At 50.8% G+C, this 14694-nt stretch carries 14 protein-coding genes; 2 read left to right on the top strand and 12 right to left on the bottom strand.

What is annotated here, in order from left to right; genetic code table 11:
* Nucleotides 1-9 precede the first annotated feature (9 nt).
* The 4 genes from ABD028_RS20635 to ABD028_RS20650 form a co-directional block, all read right to left on the bottom strand.
* Nucleotides 10-2268 (bottom strand): TonB-dependent receptor, encoded by a 2259-nt coding sequence (locus ABD028_RS20635; RefSeq protein ID WP_343847297.1) that lies wholly within the window; start codon nucleotides 2266-2268, stop codon nucleotides 10-12.
* Nucleotides 2269-2632: 364 nt separating this feature from the next.
* Nucleotides 2633-3100: a GNAT family N-acetyltransferase gene (locus ABD028_RS20640; RefSeq protein WP_343847298.1), complete on the bottom strand. Its 468-nt coding sequence runs from the start codon at nucleotides 3098-3100 to the stop codon at nucleotides 2633-2635.
* Nucleotides 3101-3111: 11 nt separating this feature from the next.
* Complete coding sequence (locus ABD028_RS20645) at nucleotides 3112-3789, bottom strand: nitroreductase family protein (RefSeq protein WP_343847299.1); 678 nt, start codon at nucleotides 3787-3789, stop codon at nucleotides 3112-3114.
* A 122-nt stretch (nucleotides 3790-3911) separates the two neighbouring features.
* On the bottom strand, nucleotides 3912-4625 hold the full coding sequence (locus tag ABD028_RS20650; protein ID WP_172449463.1) for an EAL domain-containing protein: 714 nt from the start codon (nucleotides 4623-4625) through the stop codon (nucleotides 3912-3914).
* Nucleotides 4626-4772: 147 nt separating this feature from the next.
* Between ABD028_RS20650 and panP the strand changes: the two genes are divergently transcribed.
* Nucleotides 4773-6386, top strand: a complete 1614-nt coding sequence (gene panP, locus ABD028_RS20655; RefSeq protein ID WP_343847300.1) for a pyridoxal-dependent aspartate 1-decarboxylase PanP — start codon at nucleotides 4773-4775, stop codon at nucleotides 6384-6386.
* Between the two features lie 2 nt (nucleotides 6387-6388).
* Here the strand turns inward: panP and ABD028_RS20660 are convergent, their stop codons facing one another.
* From ABD028_RS20660 to sfsA, 8 genes are all read right to left on the bottom strand, one after another.
* Nucleotides 6389-7075 (bottom strand): hypothetical protein, encoded by a 687-nt coding sequence (locus ABD028_RS20660; RefSeq protein ID WP_343847301.1) that lies wholly within the window; start codon nucleotides 7073-7075, stop codon nucleotides 6389-6391.
* Nucleotides 7076-7114: 39 nt separating this feature from the next.
* On the bottom strand, nucleotides 7115-7969 hold the full coding sequence (gene panC / locus ABD028_RS20665) for a pantoate--beta-alanine ligase (RefSeq protein ID WP_343847302.1): 855 nt from the start codon (nucleotides 7967-7969) through the stop codon (nucleotides 7115-7117).
* Nucleotides 7970-7979: 10 nt separating this feature from the next.
* Nucleotides 7980-8774, bottom strand: coding sequence for a 3-methyl-2-oxobutanoate hydroxymethyltransferase (panB, locus tag ABD028_RS20670; protein ID WP_343847303.1), 795 nt, complete (start codon nucleotides 8772-8774; stop codon nucleotides 7980-7982).
* A gap of 79 nt (nucleotides 8775-8853) precedes the next feature.
* Nucleotides 8854-9363 carry a 2-amino-4-hydroxy-6-hydroxymethyldihydropteridine diphosphokinase gene (gene folK, locus ABD028_RS20675; RefSeq protein WP_343847304.1) on the bottom strand — a complete coding sequence of 170 codons (510 nt, stop codon included), beginning with the start codon at nucleotides 9361-9363 and terminating at the stop codon, nucleotides 8854-8856.
* Entirely contained in the window at nucleotides 9360-10709 is a 1350-nt protein-coding gene (pcnB, locus tag ABD028_RS20680) for a polynucleotide adenylyltransferase PcnB (protein ID WP_343847305.1), read from the bottom strand. Before pcnB ends, folK begins: the two co-directional genes overlap by 4 nt.
* A gap of 116 nt (nucleotides 10710-10825) precedes the next feature.
* Nucleotides 10826-11704 (bottom strand): tRNA glutamyl-Q(34) synthetase GluQRS, encoded by an 879-nt coding sequence (gluQRS, locus tag ABD028_RS20685; RefSeq protein WP_343847306.1) that lies wholly within the window; start codon nucleotides 11702-11704, stop codon nucleotides 10826-10828.
* A gap of 212 nt (nucleotides 11705-11916) precedes the next feature.
* A complete protein-coding gene (dksA, locus tag ABD028_RS20690) occupies nucleotides 11917-12366 on the bottom strand; it encodes an RNA polymerase-binding protein DksA (RefSeq protein WP_102798623.1) in 450 nt (149 codons plus the stop codon).
* Nucleotides 12367-12541: 175 nt separating this feature from the next.
* Nucleotides 12542-13246, bottom strand: coding sequence for a DNA/RNA nuclease SfsA (gene sfsA / locus ABD028_RS20695; protein ID WP_343847307.1), 705 nt, complete (start codon nucleotides 13244-13246; stop codon nucleotides 12542-12544).
* An 86-nt stretch (nucleotides 13247-13332) separates the two neighbouring features.
* On the opposite strand from sfsA, the gene pepB reads away from it, so the two are divergent.
* The gene (gene pepB, locus ABD028_RS20700) at nucleotides 13333-14622 is read left to right on the top strand and encodes an aminopeptidase PepB (protein ID WP_343847308.1); all 1290 of its coding nucleotides are present in this window, start codon (nucleotides 13333-13335) and stop codon (nucleotides 14620-14622) included.
* The last annotated feature ends 72 nt before the right edge of the window (nucleotides 14623-14694 follow it).

Consider the following 14694-nt stretch of genomic DNA (forward strand, 5'->3'; position numbering starts at 1 on the left):
AATACAACATCAGAATGAATACGTGGCCGACAGACCTATAGTGCGCGGCTCCACAGGGGTACCGGTGATATCCATATTGCCTGTACCGGGAATCATCTGGGCGTTGAAGCTGGCATAGTCATCGGCGTCCAGCAGATTATTCACATACAGGTTCAGCACCAAATCTTGCCACGCCATTCCCACGCTCATATCCACCAACAGTGTGTTATCGCTGTCCAGATTGATCGTTGGGTTAGTCGGGTCGCCATTGTTAAACGCCGAAGGGAAGCTGTCGCGATACCTTACCCCGGCCGTTACCCAGCCATAAGTGTCGCGGGACAGATCAAACTCATATCTGGCAATGGACGACAAGCTCCAGCGCGGCACGCCGGGCAAATCCGCACCGGCCAGAGCAAACAAGCTGGGCTCGTCTTCATTTAAAGTACTGTTGCTGTAGGCCACAGACGTTTTGATAGTAAAGCTGGAACTGGGGCTGATGGTCAGCGCCCCTTCGAAGCCTCTGGCCGTTACCCCGCCTCGGGCATTGCCTTGGGTACGCAAACCAAAAAAGGAGGCGTAGGCCTGGAAATCCTGCCAATCGATATACCAAAGGGCCGCGTCATAGCTGAACAGACCATCGGCCCAATCTCCCTTGGCACCGATTTCATAACTCCATAAATTGTCCTGATCCACTGTCGGTTGCGACAACAGTTGCCCGGTTACAGGGTGATTAATCGACAGATTGGCAGATGCAGGACGATAGCCGCTGGCTATTCTGGCATACAGGGACATATCTTTATGCGGGCGATACCTGGCGGTCAGCAGATAGGTCTGAATATCTGCCTCCGCGGTTGGCAGGGTCAGGTCTTCACTGGCACCAATCAGCAGCCCATCGCGCAGATAATTCAAAGCCAGTTCGGTATCGGCGTAGCGCATGCCGAGGGTCAGATCAAAGTCATCACTCAGATAGTAAGTCAGGTTACCAAAGGCCGCCATTTCCTTGTAATCACTGGGGAAGGCCGCCAGTAAGCCGACGATTTCTGCTGGCAATGCCAGTATTTTTTGTTGGTTCTGGGTGGATTCATCGGCCAGATATAAGCCCGCAATCCATTCCAGTTTACCTTGTGCGGTAGAAGTGATCCGCAGTTCATGCGTGGTCTTTTTTGACTCCACATCCACAGTGACCGGCACAGTATCGATACTCCCCGGCGTCATACCAGTCAACTGTTCGATAATGGGGGCATATAAGGGTTTACCATCTTGCGCCAGGCCGCTGGTGTATTTCACATAACTACTGGTGAAATTGACAACCGCCCCTTCCATTTCATATTCCAGGCTGCCCGACAACATGCGCTGAGAGGTATTTTCATCACCAAAGGTACGGTTTGAGGTTAGCTTGCCGTACATTTCCTGTTTATCCAGTCCGGCAATATTCACCGCCGAGCCCATGCCAAAACTCGAGTTTTGCTTTAATGCCTTGATACGCAGGCTGAGTTTATCAGTGGCATCAAACAGCACATCTGCACTGTAGCCATAGTTGTCCCCATGGTTGGCATCCTCCCGTATGACGTCACCCGTTAGTGCATCTACCTGATCCACATAACCGGCATCATCAGCGGAAAAACCAGCCAGGGTGATGCCCAGCCGGTCTTCCACCAGTGGCAGACTATAAAAGCCGCGATACAGTTTATTGATGCCGCCGCCTTTAGTAGCAGACATATCTGCCGTCAGCGCCCCCCTGGCGTCAAACAAGGCTGGCTCGCGGCTGATATAACGGATGGCACCGCTGATAGCTGTGGCACCAAATAAGGTTCCCTGCGGCCCTTTAATCAGTTCCACCCTTTCCACGTCACCTAACAAACCATCGAAAAACAAGCTGTTACCTTTGGCGAAACTGCTGTTACTGGTCAGTGGTACATCGTCAATGTAAATCGCCGTTACCGCGGTTCCTCCCAACTGACTGACACCACGGGCAGTAATTGAACCCCGCCCGCGCTGACCGCCTTCGCTGATCACCTGATAGCCAGGGGTATAGCCGATGACATCACTGATTGAGGTCAGACCGCTTCTCACAAACTCATCGGGGTTAACGGCGCTAACCGCAGCCGGCACATCCTGAATACTCTGCACCCGTCTTGAAGACGTCACGGTGATTTTCTCTACCGCCTCATTAGCCGCACTGACTTCCAGATCCTGCGCAACATCCGCCAGGGATGTCAGTGGCCAGCCTGCCGTCGCTAAGCCTGCCAAGATAAGTGAGTATTTAGTTCCCGGTTTGTTTCCGTTCATCTTCCACCTCAACAACCTGTTGTTTTATAAATGTTTTATTTCTTATTTCTGGGGTTGGTTCGGCAAATCTGACCGGTTTAACCCTGCTTCTGTATACACTTTAGTCACACAGCAAGATATTTGTACAGCCTTTTTTAACATTTTAGCTGCGTTATTTTTACATTAAACAACTTAAGGCAGGAATTTCTTGTTAGAGCGGATAGCAAGGCAGCTCAAACGCGCAATGCGTAGATAAGCGGCCGCAGACTAGCAGAAATACCGGAATTTCAGTTAACAGAAATGCGCTTACGCTGAGACGCTAAGGCAGCGGGGCAAGGCTCGCTAAGACATATCAACGGACCTGTTGCCTTAGCGAGACATAGAATTACTCAGATGGCAAAGATGGGGGGCTTACAAGATCAATCAAAAAACTGTAACCATGCTGTACAAAACCAAGGTTTTTGTAGAACTCGTGCGCCTTTTCACGGCGCAAACTGGATGAAAGCATGGCCTTATAACAGCCTTTTTCGCGGCAAAGCTCTAATGCGTATTGCATCATCACCCGGCCAACGCCCTGGCCCCGATGTGAATCGGCCACAACCACATCTTCAATAATGGCTGACTTAGCGCCCTGATGCCCCAGATTATCCACAATTAACAGCGCGAATGTCCCCACCGCTTGTCCGGCCTGGCGGGCCAGGTAGAGTTTATAGTCAGGGTAACTGGCCATCCGCTCAAAGAGTTGCTGCGCCTGTTCCAGGCTCAGCACGTCCTTGTCAAAGTCAGGCTGAGCATATAGCCCTAACACCTCAGATAAGGAATCTTTGCTGACTTGTTGGATACTCATGGACATCGCAGGTTCCACTAAATAAAGGTCGCAATCTCATCCAAAGATTTTTTCACCAGCGCGTGTTCGGGCACAGTGGCGTCTTGGGCGGGATAACCGGCAATTAACAACATATAGGGTCGTTCATTATCTGCATCGCGTTGACAGACTTCGGTCAGGAAGCTCATAGGTTTGGGGGTATGCGTCAGGGTAACCAAACCTGCCTGGTGCAGGGCCTGAATCAAAAAGCCGGTGGCCAGGCCTACGGATTCATGCACATAGTAATTCAGCTGATTATCTTCGGCATGAATGCCGCCGCGCTTCTGGCTGAAAATGGCGATCAACCAGGGGGCATTTTCAAGATAGGGTTTATGTGCATCGGTACCCAGGGGCTTTAACGCGCCCAGCCATTCCTCACCTGCCCGCCCAGCGTAGAAAGAACTTTCCAGGGCTTCGGCCTGTTGGCGAATTTGCCGCTTTACATCCGGGTCCTGAATGGCAACGAAGTGCCAGGGCTGGTGATTGGCCCCGCTTGGCGCGGTACCTGCAGCACGGATACAGGTTTCAATCAACTCCCGGCTGACAGGCCGATCAGAAAATGAGCGGATGGTATGGCGGCGTTGGCAACTGGCATAAAATGTTTTAGCCCGATTGAGCATTTCTTCAGGAGAAAATTCCTGGTAATCGCTAAGGGGAACACAGGCATGATCTTGCATGGGGCACGTCCTTTTTTATTTGATTCGCTGCAACGAATAAGTACCTTAACCTAACCAAATTGGTCAACCAGAGGCCGCTTGATTAACTGCTACATTTTATTTACATCTGTCAACTAAAGTGCTCAGTTCAGGTATGCCTGAGGACGGCTGAAATAAAAACCCTGCCCATAACGAATGCCTAGCCCTTGTACCGCTTCCAGAGCGGTTTTGTCCTCAATATGCTCGGCAATCACTGCAACACCCCGCTGCTCAGCCAATTCATTCAGGTAGCCAACGAAATCCATTGCTTCCTGATGCTTAACCATCTGCTTGATAAGGGCACCATCCACTTTGACCCCATCAATGGGCAAATCGAGAATACTGGTGATATTGCTGGATATAGCCCCGAAATGGTCGACAAATAAACGCACATTCAAGGTTTTGCAAATAGCCAGAAAAGACAAAAAGTCATCCCGGAAATCAAAGGCCGTAGAGGCCATCAACTCCAGAGTTACACGGCTGGGATCCGGATAATCATCCAGAAATTCAGCCAGAAACTTGGCAAAACCCGGTTCGATAATATCCTGCTGACTGATATTGATACTAAATGCCATATTGTTGTTACGAAAGTAGCTGGCGCAGCGATAAAAAATACGCTGGCTCAGTTCCCCAAAACACTGGTGCCGCTCCACCAGATACAGGAATTCGCTGGGTAGGAAGGTGCGCTCATCATCGGTGACCAACCTTGCCAGGCATTCGTAACTCCACACCGCATGGTGCTGTAAGTCCATAATGGGCTGGAAATACGGCACGATGCGCTCAATATCAAATAATCCGGCTATCTCTTTAATTCGCATGCAATTGTTCTTCTCAGTGCGCTTGTCTGAATATAGCAGTGACCGCTTAGGTTGTAACCGATTTATCATACACAGGAAGTCTGGCGGGTGACGAAGCAGCGGAAAAGAGGTAAAGTCCGCCACCGGACGGTTCAATTGAGAATGTCAGTGACAAATGCCCAAGCCAGTCTGGCTCATCTGTATCGCGTATTTACCAAGCCGGAAGGCCAGGACTCAAAGCTGGCGCAAATTGAACAGCACCTGTCCGACAATCTTGCCGATTTTTTATCCCGTCATGTAGTCGCCAGCCCCCGCTCACTGGAAGATATTGAGCAGGACTTCAGTGAGTCGCTCCTGCCCGAGCAACCGCAGTTTGTATCTGAACATGCCCAGCAACTGCTGGATAAACTGGTAGCACATTCGGTAAACACCTATTCACCGCGTTTTATCGGCCATATGACCTCGGCCCTGCCTTATTTTCACCTGACCTTGTCCAAGTTGTTGGTCGGGCTGAATCAGAATTTGGTGAAGATTGAAACCTCCAAGGCGTTTACCCCTTTGGAACGTCAGGTGCTGGGCATGATTCACCGTTTAATCTTTAATCATGAGCCGGACTTCTATCAGCAGTTTCTGCACAACGCCGGCCATAGCCTTGGCAGTTTTTGCAGCGGCGGCACCATCGCCAATATCACCGCACTTTGGGTTGCCCGCAATCGCCTGCTGAAAGCCAGGGGCACATTTCGCGGTATTAGTCAGGACGGCCTGCTTGTCGGAATGCAGGAATATGGCTACAACAGCTTATCCGTCATCACCTCCAGGCGAGGCCACTACTCCTTAGGTAAGGCAGTGGATGTATTGGGCTTAGGTCGCAATAGCCTGATCGCCCTACCCTGCCCTGATCAGACTCTGGACCCGGCTCTGGTCCTGAAAGAAGGTATCGCCATACAAGCACAGGGTGGCAAGGTATTAGCAATTACCGCTATCGCCGGCACAACCGAAACCGGCCATATTGATCCCCTGGATGAACTGGCCGATGTGGCTGAAGAGCTGGGCTGTCATTTACATGTAGATGCAGCCTGGGGCGGTGCAACGCTTTTTTCCCGGCGTCACGGCAAACTGCTCAAAGGCATAGCACGAGCCGATTCGGTGACCCTGGATGCCCATAAGCAAATGTATGTCCCCATGGGCGCGGGCATGGTGTTGTTTAAAGACCCTGACGCAGGCAATCAGGTGCGCCACCATGCCCAGTATATTCTGCGCCATGGCTCAAAAGACCTGGGAGCCACCAGCCTGGAAGGCTCGCGAAATGGTATGGCGATGATGCTGTACGCTTCCTTGCATATTCTTGGGCGCAGTGGCTACGAGCTGCTGATTGACCAAAGTCTGGAAAAAGCTCAGCGATTTGCAGATATGATTGAAAAACATGGCAATTTTCAGCTCACAACGGCACCGGTACTGTGCCTGCTGACATACCGTTTAGTACCGCAGGTTGTGCAGGACAAACTACAGGCCAATCCGGATCTGGCAGCCAGCATAAACCCGCTACTTGATGAATTAACGGTTGCCATTCAAAAACACCAAAGAGAATCCGGGCATTCCTTTGTGTCCAGAACCAGGCTGGAGATCCAGGCCTATCCTCAACAGGCTATCAATGTATTTCGCGTAGTGCTGGCCAATCCCCTGACCAGTGACGAAGATTTAGCTGAAATTCTGGCTGAGCAGAATCGTCTGGCAGAAACCTTGCCTCAATATCAGCAAGTTATCCTTGCCTGTGGCAGATAAGACTATTCCTTTTTAGGGCAGTCATCTACCACTTTACGCAATGCTTTTTCGACTTCAGGCAGCAGGCCAGCATAACGACTGTGAAGATAGTGGTATACCTTATCACTGTAAATCGCTGGTAGGGATATTTGCAGCTCTGCGGCATCAATCATTTGAATGTTTTGGTAAGACAATGCCAACACTGCATATTTAAGACGTTTCAGTTCCAAAAGTTTAAGAATCTGTGCGTGGGATACCAATTCCATCCGCTTAATCTTACGATGCCGCAACGCGAAGCTCATGGCATTCTTGCCGCCAAGCAGCCCCACTGTCTGTGTGGGGTCATCCAGTATCTGTTGCTGACAAAGGCTGTCAGAGGCACAAACCAGATAAACTTCCACATTCATCAAAGGCACATTGACCTTGAGCATTTCCGGCAACTGCTGTTCAACCAGAGAAAATTTAGCCGCAATGCCATCCACTTCGCCGCGATTACCCACAATAAATTCGCGCTCCCCGGCCACCTCAACAAATTGCAGATCAATGCCAAGGTGGCTGTAAGCCATACTCAGGTCTTTTTCTATCAAACTAATTTGCGGATGTTTGATTGTGCTGATCAAAAGGCGGGGACGGTTGTTTTCAGCTTCTGCAACGAAAATTTGCGCCCCCATTAGCATGATTATGGTGGCGCACCATTGTCTGGTATCCATACTTATCCCTTTTCCGTTGTTCACAGAAAAGTGTAGCCGCTATTCCTTCAGTTCAACCTGAATATTATCAATCAGCCTGGCACGACCTAAAAAGGCCGCCCCCAGAATAACTAAATGACTGTCTTCATGGCTGGGATGCAGCAAGGTATCTGCAGAACGTATCTCGATATAGTCAGGTTTAAAACCAGCATCTACCAGCTTTTGCTTATGTTCCTGAATCAACCTAGAAAAGTCCTTCCTGCCCAGTTGCACCGCTTCGGCTACCGATTGCAGAATACGATACAGGGTGGGCGCCACTTCCCGTTCATCAGTGGTGAGGTAGTTGTTCCTGGAGCTCATGGCCAGGCCATCCCCCTCCCTGACGGTGGGCACACCATGGACCTTCAGATTCATGGATAAGTCCGTCACCATGGCTTTGATCACCTGGAGCTGCTGGAAGTCTTTCTCACCAAAAAACGCATGATTGGGCTGCACCATATTGAACAATTTGCAGACAATAGTTGCTACGCCGCGAAAATGTCCGGGACGACTGGCACCGCAAATCATGTAGGAAATGCCCGGCACCTCCACAAAGGTTTGCTGTTCCAGACCTCTGGGATAAATGTCATCGACCTGTGGGGTGAACACCACATCCACCCCCAGCGATTCCAATGCTGCCAGGTCATGGGCCATGGTGCGCGGATAGGCAGCTAAGTCTTCATCAGGCCCAAACTGCAAGGGGTTAACGAAGATAGATGCCACTACGACATCCGTGACTTTTCTGGCCTCTTTTACCAGGCGCAGATGGCCGTGGTGCAGGTTGCCCATGGTTGGCACAAAGCCAATGACCTTGCCTTCAATCTGCCAGCGACGCCTGATTTCACGCAGGCTGGTGATATCACTGATCACTTGCATAACGTTCACCTTAATTAAAGCTGTGCTGCTCGGACGGGAAACTGCCGCTTCTGACTTCGTCGATATACTGGCTGACAGCCTTACGGATATCGCCGGTTTCGGCCAGATAGTTTTTGGAAAACTTCGGCATATAGTTGGCACTGATGCCGAGCATATCGTGCATCACCAGTACCTGACCATCGGTGCCGGGACCGGCACCTATGCCGATTACAGGAATACTCAGCGCCGCACTGATACGTTGCCCCAGTTCAGTGGGAATGCATTCCAACACCAGCATCTGGATTCCGGCCTGTTCCAGTTCTTGTGCCTGGGCCAGCATGTCATCGGCTGCACTTTGCTCGCGGCCCTGCACCTTGAAACCTCCCAACTTATGCACAGACTGTGGGGTTAAGCCAAGATGACCACATACCGGCACACCACGTTCAACCAGGCCGGCTATGCTGTCACACAACCAGCTACCGCCTTCCATCTTGACCATTTCAGCGCCTGCTGCCATCAGCGTGGCGGCATTAGCATAGGCCTGCTCTTTGGTGGCATAAGACATAAAAGGCATATCAGCGATAACAAAAGCGCGCTGCGCGCCTTTCTTCACTGACTTGGTATGATAAGCCATCTGCTCCACCGTTACCGGTAAGGTACTGTCTTCACCCATCAGCACCATACCCAGGGAGTCACCTATCAGCATTACATCTATGCCTTGTTCATCAAAAAGTTTGGCGAAACTGGCATCGTAGGCCGTAATTACACTGATCCGCTCGCTCTGCTGTTTCATTTTGAGCAGCGTCGAGATCGTCACTTTTTTCATAGGTTACCCCCGCGTCGCAACAAGCGATTTATCCCACCTGAGTATGAACACGCTTGGTCATACCCCTAATGCTCCATTGTCAGAGTTGTGCCAGTTTCTGCTTTACCTTATGGCTATCCAGCAAGGTTAGCAGACCGTTTGCCGGGCAATGAGAGATAAGATGACTCAGCGGTCGTCCATCCGGCATCACCAGTTGTGGCGCAATCTCAAACAATGGATACAATACAAACTCCCGCTCCGCCATTCCGTAATGAGGAATGATCAGCTCAGGTAATTCAATCACTTGATCGTCAAACAACAGGATATCCAAATCCAGGGTACGCTCACCCCAGCGGCGTTCCCTTATTCTTCCTTGTTGGTTTTCTATGCCTTGCAAGGTGTGCAGCAATGCCAGTGGCTCAAGCTGAGTGTCAAGCGCAGCAACGGCATTGACGTAGTCAGGTTGATCCTGAGGTCCCATCGGTTTACTGGTGTAAAAAGACGAGCAATCCACCAGCCTGGCCATCTCTTGCATGGCATTTAGTGCGTCAAGCAACTGCTCTGTGGGCCGATGCAAATTGCTGCCCATACCGACATAGCAAAGGCTCATTGTGGTTGTGGCTTCTTGCGAGCTTTGGGCCTGCGCCGCCTTTTGCTGCGATTAGCGCCGTCGGCATGCTGCAATTTGTCCAGCATCCCCTTACGCTGCTCAGCGTCGACGTCCTGAAACTCGGTCCACCAATTGGCCAGGGATTCCAGTTCTCCCCCTTCAATACCCGCACGCAATAGCAGAAAATCATACCCGGCACGGAATTTGGGATGTTCCAGCATCTGATAAGCACGACGACCAAAGCGGCGCGACAACCTGTGCTGTAGCATCCAGATATCACGAATTGGCAGGGTAAAGCGCTTGGGGATCATAATGCGCTGCAGTTGCTTGTGCAGCACATCGTTCATGGCCATATTAAAGGCATCCTGTCCGCTCAATCCGCTTTCCGCCTGCAGTTGCTGGCTGCGCTGTTCAACCGGGTACCACAACAGCGCGGCATAAATAAAAGCCGGCGTGACGCGCTGGTCATTATTGACCCGCTCATCGGTATTAATCAGCACTTGTTCAACAAACTGGCATTCTTTGCTGCCTGACACCTTCAGCATTGGCTGTAATTGCGGAAACAACTGGCCGAACAGCCCATAACGCTGCAACAGGTGATAGGTTTCCAAACCTTTACCGGACAAGAAAAGCTTCAGCACTTCTTCAAATAAACGCGCCGGTGGAATATTGGCCAGCAGCGGTGCCAATTCAGGAATAATATTTCCGGCTTCAGGGGCTATCTGCATATCCAGCTTGGCGGCAAATCTGGCGGCACGAAGCATACGTACTGGGTCTTCACGATAGCGGGTTTCAGGATCACCAATCAGGCGAATTTTTCGCTCTTTGAGCGCCTGCATACCACCAGCGAAATCCGTCACACTAAAGTCGGCTATACTGTAATACATGGCATTGCAGGTGAAATCCCGGCGCTGAGCATCTTCTTCAATACTGCCAAATACGTTATCGCGCAGGATTAAACCTTCATCGCTATGTTTACTGAGCTTATCATCCACTTCGTCAGTCTGTGACTGATGATGGCCCCTGAACGTCGCCACCTCGATCACTTCCCTGCCAAACACCACATGGGCAAGACGGAAACGTCGGCCGATAAGACGGCAATTGCGAAACAGTGCTTTAATTTGTTCAGGTTCAGCGTCGGTGGCCACATCGAAATCTTTGGGATGCAGGCCCAATAACAGGTCACGTACGCAGCCTCCCACCAGGTGCGCCTGAAAACCCGCATTATGCAGGCGATACAACACCTTCAGTGCATTTTCACTGATATCTTTACGGGATATGCCATGCTCGGCTCGCGGTACAATGGCGGGCGTCAGCTTGACCTGTGTTGGCTGGCCACCAAACACTTGCTTTACCTTATTTATGACTCGGGAAATAATAATGCTGTCTCCTACGGAGCCCTTAAGCCTAAAAAATGGGCGCTAATAATATACCAGCGAAGCAAAAAAGAGAATCAGACAGGTCAGAGCTCAACCAGCCACTCCCGCTGGGGAGGCAATTGTCTGACCGACCAGTTCTTTACAGCCCATTCCAGCAACGTTTCAGCCTGTGCAAACTCAACCAACCTGGCAGGCGAAAAACCCAGTATTTGTAGGGCACTGCGCAAGTTAGCCAGGACCTTACGGGTATCCAAAGCCGGCGCGTGATTTTGTTTACTTAGTTTCTGACCTGGCCGCAGGCAAGCCACAGGCAGATGTAACCAGGCCGGCGGATTGATGCCCAGGCCTCTGTATAACGCCAATTGCAATACCGTGACTTCCAACAGATCGGCACCTCTTACGACTTCCGTAATACCCTGGGCAATATCATCTGCCACCACGGCTAACTGATAAGCATAAAAGCCATCTTTACGGCGGATAACAAAGTCCTCCTGGGCTACATCGGGATCAACTCTGATGCGCCCCAGGTGGCCATCGTCAAACTCCAGTAACGGCTGTTGGTTAAGAAATCGTATGGCAGAACCTTTTTCCACCGTTCCCTTTGCCTGACAACGAACATGCCCCCCCTGGGCTTTGATTTCAGCGCGGGTGCATCGGCAAAAATAGCTCATACCTGCATCGCGAAGCTGCCTTAATGCATCATCGTAATATTCGCTGCGCGTGCTTTGAAAAATCACCGGTTCGTCCCACTTCAGACCGTGGACGTGCAATTGCTCAAGAATCAACTCTGCAGCACCGGCCATTTCACGAGGAGGATCTATGTCTTCTATTCTGACCAACCATCGCCCTTGATGGCTTTTGGCTTGCAGGAAACTGCCCAGTGCAGCGACCAGTGAGCCCAAATGCAAAGGACCAGAAGGGGAAGGCGCGAAACGCCCTATGTAAGCAGAATATTCAGACATGAGCGGTGTTGATCAGAATCATGCCAGGGTAAATGTCGCTAAGCATGCTTTATCATCAAGGCTTACTGCAGACGGGCAAAGTGAAGACATGCTGGACTTTTTCAACAAGTAAGACGAAGGGTACCGTCTTTAAGAGGCAGTCAGCCCGACCCGTTCGGCCGGGCTTGCGCAGCAGTAATCTACATGCACATCCGCAAACGGCAAGGCAATATTTAGCCCTGCATTTGCTTTTCTTTAATCTCTGCCATGGTCTTACAATCGATACAAAGATCCGCAGTAGGACGGGCTTCCAATCGACGCACACCAATTTCAATACCGCAGGCATCGCAAAATCCAAAATCGTCTTCTTCGATACGCTTCAGGGTTTTCTCAATTTTCTTGATCAGCTTGCGCTCGCGGTCACGGGTGCGTAACTCCAGGCTGAATTCCTCTTCCTGGGCGGCGCGATCAACCGGATCAGGGAAATTGGCCGCTTCGTCCTGCATATGGTGCACTGTACGATCCACTTCCTCTCGCAACTGGTCTCGCCACGCTTTCAGCAAGCGGCGGAAGTGTTCCAGTTGCCCCTCATTCATGTACTCCTCGCCAGCTTTCTCCTGATAAGGAGCTAAACCGGCCAGGGCCAGTAATCCGAGTGACTTATGTGAATTTTCTGTTGGCATCAGCCAAGTCTCCTAAACAGCTTTCAGAGCTAAAGCAAGCGGCTATCTATAGCAGAAAGGCCCTTGCCAGGCAATTTATATCATTTGACCAGGCTGCAGGGCCACGTCAAATGCCGTACTGCCAAAAATCAGTAGCCTTATATGGCTATTGACGGGTAAAAATCAACCCTCAATATTAGAGAATCAGATCGAGTGGTTGATTTAATAGAATTTTTTCGGCATCAAAGGTACAGCTGTAGGCCATCACTTCAACACCTGCGGCCAATGCATCCTGCAATGCCGCGGCATATGCCGGGTCAATATGTCGGGCCACCTGTACAGATTGAATACCGGTGTGCTGAACACAAAAAAACAACACTGCGCGCGCGTGGTTGCTCGCCACCCAGGTTAGTTCCTGCAAATGACGCTGTCCGCGCAAAGTAACAACGTCAGGAAAGTATCCTCGCCGACCGTCGAGTAGGGTCACGGATTTTATTTCAACATAGCAGTCCGGTTCCCCTGCTTTGCTCAGCAACAAGTCAATGCGGCTATTTTCTTGCCCATATTTTACTTCCCGGCGAATTGACTCATAGCCGCACAGCGCGTTAACCCGCTGTTGGGATATCGCTTCTTCCACCAGCTTGTTGGCATTTAAGGTATTAATGCCAATCCAATGATTCTGAAAGTCTTGTGCCAGTTGCCAGCTATATGCCAGCTTACGTTTGGGATCGGGATGATAAGACAGCCAAACCCTGAAACCCGGCTCAGCGCAGCCCGTCATGGCGCCGGTATTGGCACAATGCGCGGTGACAATCTCACCGCTGTCCAATTCCACATCGGCCAGAAAACGCTTATAGCGTTTAATCAGCTTGCCGCAAAGCAAAGGGGATTCAAAGTGCATAGCTTGAGAGCAGTACCTTAACTGGTAGAATGAAATAAATAGCCTGAGCTCGAAAGCCGCTCAGGATAGCACAACAGGAGTATTTCATGTCCAGCTTGCAAGTCAGACTTAGCGCTTCCAATCCCGACAGTCATTGGGGTAGCAAGGCACCGGTTTCTTTTGATAGCCAGTCCGCCACCATTCACCTGTCAGGCTCTGACAAAGACCAAATCCGTAGTATTCGTAAAGCCGCCAGATTACTGGATAGCATTGGCATTGAATCTGTACAATTGACAGATGACTGGAGCCTTGAACAGCAATGGGCCTTCGCCGGTAGCTTCACCACGGCGAAAAAGCAGAATCATATTCAATGGGTCAGTGATGCCAATCAGGATAAGCTGAGCCAAATGTATCAAGCCATGCTGTTTACCCGTAATCTGGTCAACCGCACTCCCGAGGATATTTATCCACAAAGTCTGGCCAATGAAGTCAGCCAATGGTTGTCCACACTGGCACCACAAGCCGTCACAGTGAAAACCCTGGTTGGCGAGGAATTACAACAAGCCGGCTGGACCGGTATTTATAATGTGGGCCGGGGAAGCAGCAGACCTCCCGTATTATTAGAGCTGGACTACAACCCAAGCGGCGACGCCAATGCACCAGTAGCCGCCGCATTAGTGGGAAAAGGCATTACCTTTGACAGCGGTGGCTACAGTATCAAGGCCAGTGAAGGGATGCTGACCATGAAGTGTGACATGGGCGGGGCTGCAACGGTAAGCGGTGCACTGGGTCTGGCCATTATGCAAGGCTTAAACAAGCGGGTTAAGCTGTTCTTATGCTGCGCCGAAAACCTGATCAGCGGCCATGCTTATAAGCTTGGCGATATTCTGACGTACAAAAACGGTATGACCGTGGAGATCGTCAATACCGATGCTGAAGGGCGTCTGGTATTGGCGGACGGATTGCTGGCTGCCGGAGAAACCGGTGCAGGATTGATTATCGATGCCGCTACCCTGACCGGAGCTGCCGTGATGGCACTGGGCGGTGAATACCATGCCTTGTTTGGTTTGGATCATCAAACCCAGCAGAAAATGCAAACCTATGCTGAGCAGGAAATGGAGCCTGTATGGCCGTTACCTTTAGAAAACTGGCATCAGGAAATGTGTCCATCCCCCTATGCGGATACGGCTAATAGTCGCCCCATGAAAGGAGGCGGTGCGGGTGGAGCCTCTAATGCGGCAGGCTTTCTGTCTCGTTTTGTGCCCAATCAAGGCCAGGGCTGGGTGCATATGGATTTAGCTGCGGCATTTAATAACACCGCCACCAACACCATGCCTGCCGGTGCTACAGCACAAGGCATTCGTACCATCGCCAGGGCGCTGCTCGAAGCTGAATGAGTAAAATGACAACCTCCAGCTAAACTAGCTGGAATTGCAATGGAATTAAAAAGGGAAGCGACTGGCTTCCCT

Origin of the sequence: Bowmanella denitrificans (genome assembly GCF_039522935.1) — a bacterium.
Classification (GTDB): Bacteria; Pseudomonadota; Gammaproteobacteria; order Enterobacterales; family Alteromonadaceae; genus Bowmanella; species Bowmanella denitrificans.

What these genes read in the sequence shown, in the direction of transcription:
- ABD028_RS20635 (WP_343847297.1), bottom strand. Translation starts at nt 2,268, where the DNA reads ATGAACGGAAACAAACCGGGAACTAAATACTCACTTATCTTGGCAGGC.
- ABD028_RS20640 (WP_343847298.1), bottom strand. Translation starts at nt 3,100, where the DNA reads ATGTCCATGAGTATCCAACAAGTCAGCAAAGATTCCTTATCTGAGGTG.
- ABD028_RS20645 (WP_343847299.1), bottom strand. Translation starts at nt 3,789, where the DNA reads ATGCAAGATCATGCCTGTGTTCCCCTTAGCGATTACCAGGAATTTTCT.
- ABD028_RS20650 (WP_172449463.1), bottom strand. Translation starts at nt 4,625, where the DNA reads ATGCGAATTAAAGAGATAGCCGGATTATTTGATATTGAGCGCATCGTG.
- ABD028_RS20660 (WP_343847301.1), bottom strand. Translation starts at nt 7,075, where the DNA reads ATGGATACCAGACAATGGTGCGCCACCATAATCATGCTAATGGGGGCG.
- panC (WP_343847302.1), bottom strand. Translation starts at nt 7,969, where the DNA reads ATGCAAGTGATCAGTGATATCACCAGCCTGCGTGAAATCAGGCGTCGC.
- panB (WP_343847303.1), bottom strand. Translation starts at nt 8,774, where the DNA reads ATGAAAAAAGTGACGATCTCGACGCTGCTCAAAATGAAACAGCAGAGC.
- folK (WP_343847304.1), bottom strand. Translation starts at nt 9,363, where the DNA reads ATGAGCCTTTGCTATGTCGGTATGGGCAGCAATTTGCATCGGCCCACA.
- gluQRS (WP_343847306.1), bottom strand. Translation starts at nt 11,704, where the DNA reads ATGTCTGAATATTCTGCTTACATAGGGCGTTTCGCGCCTTCCCCTTCT.
- dksA (WP_102798623.1), bottom strand. Translation starts at nt 12,366, where the DNA reads ATGCCAACAGAAAATTCACATAAGTCACTCGGATTACTGGCCCTGGCC.
- sfsA (WP_343847307.1), bottom strand. Translation starts at nt 13,246, where the DNA reads ATGCACTTTGAATCCCCTTTGCTTTGCGGCAAGCTGATTAAACGCTAT.
- pepB (WP_343847308.1), top strand. Translation starts at nt 13,333, where the DNA reads ATGTCCAGCTTGCAAGTCAGACTTAGCGCTTCCAATCCCGACAGTCAT.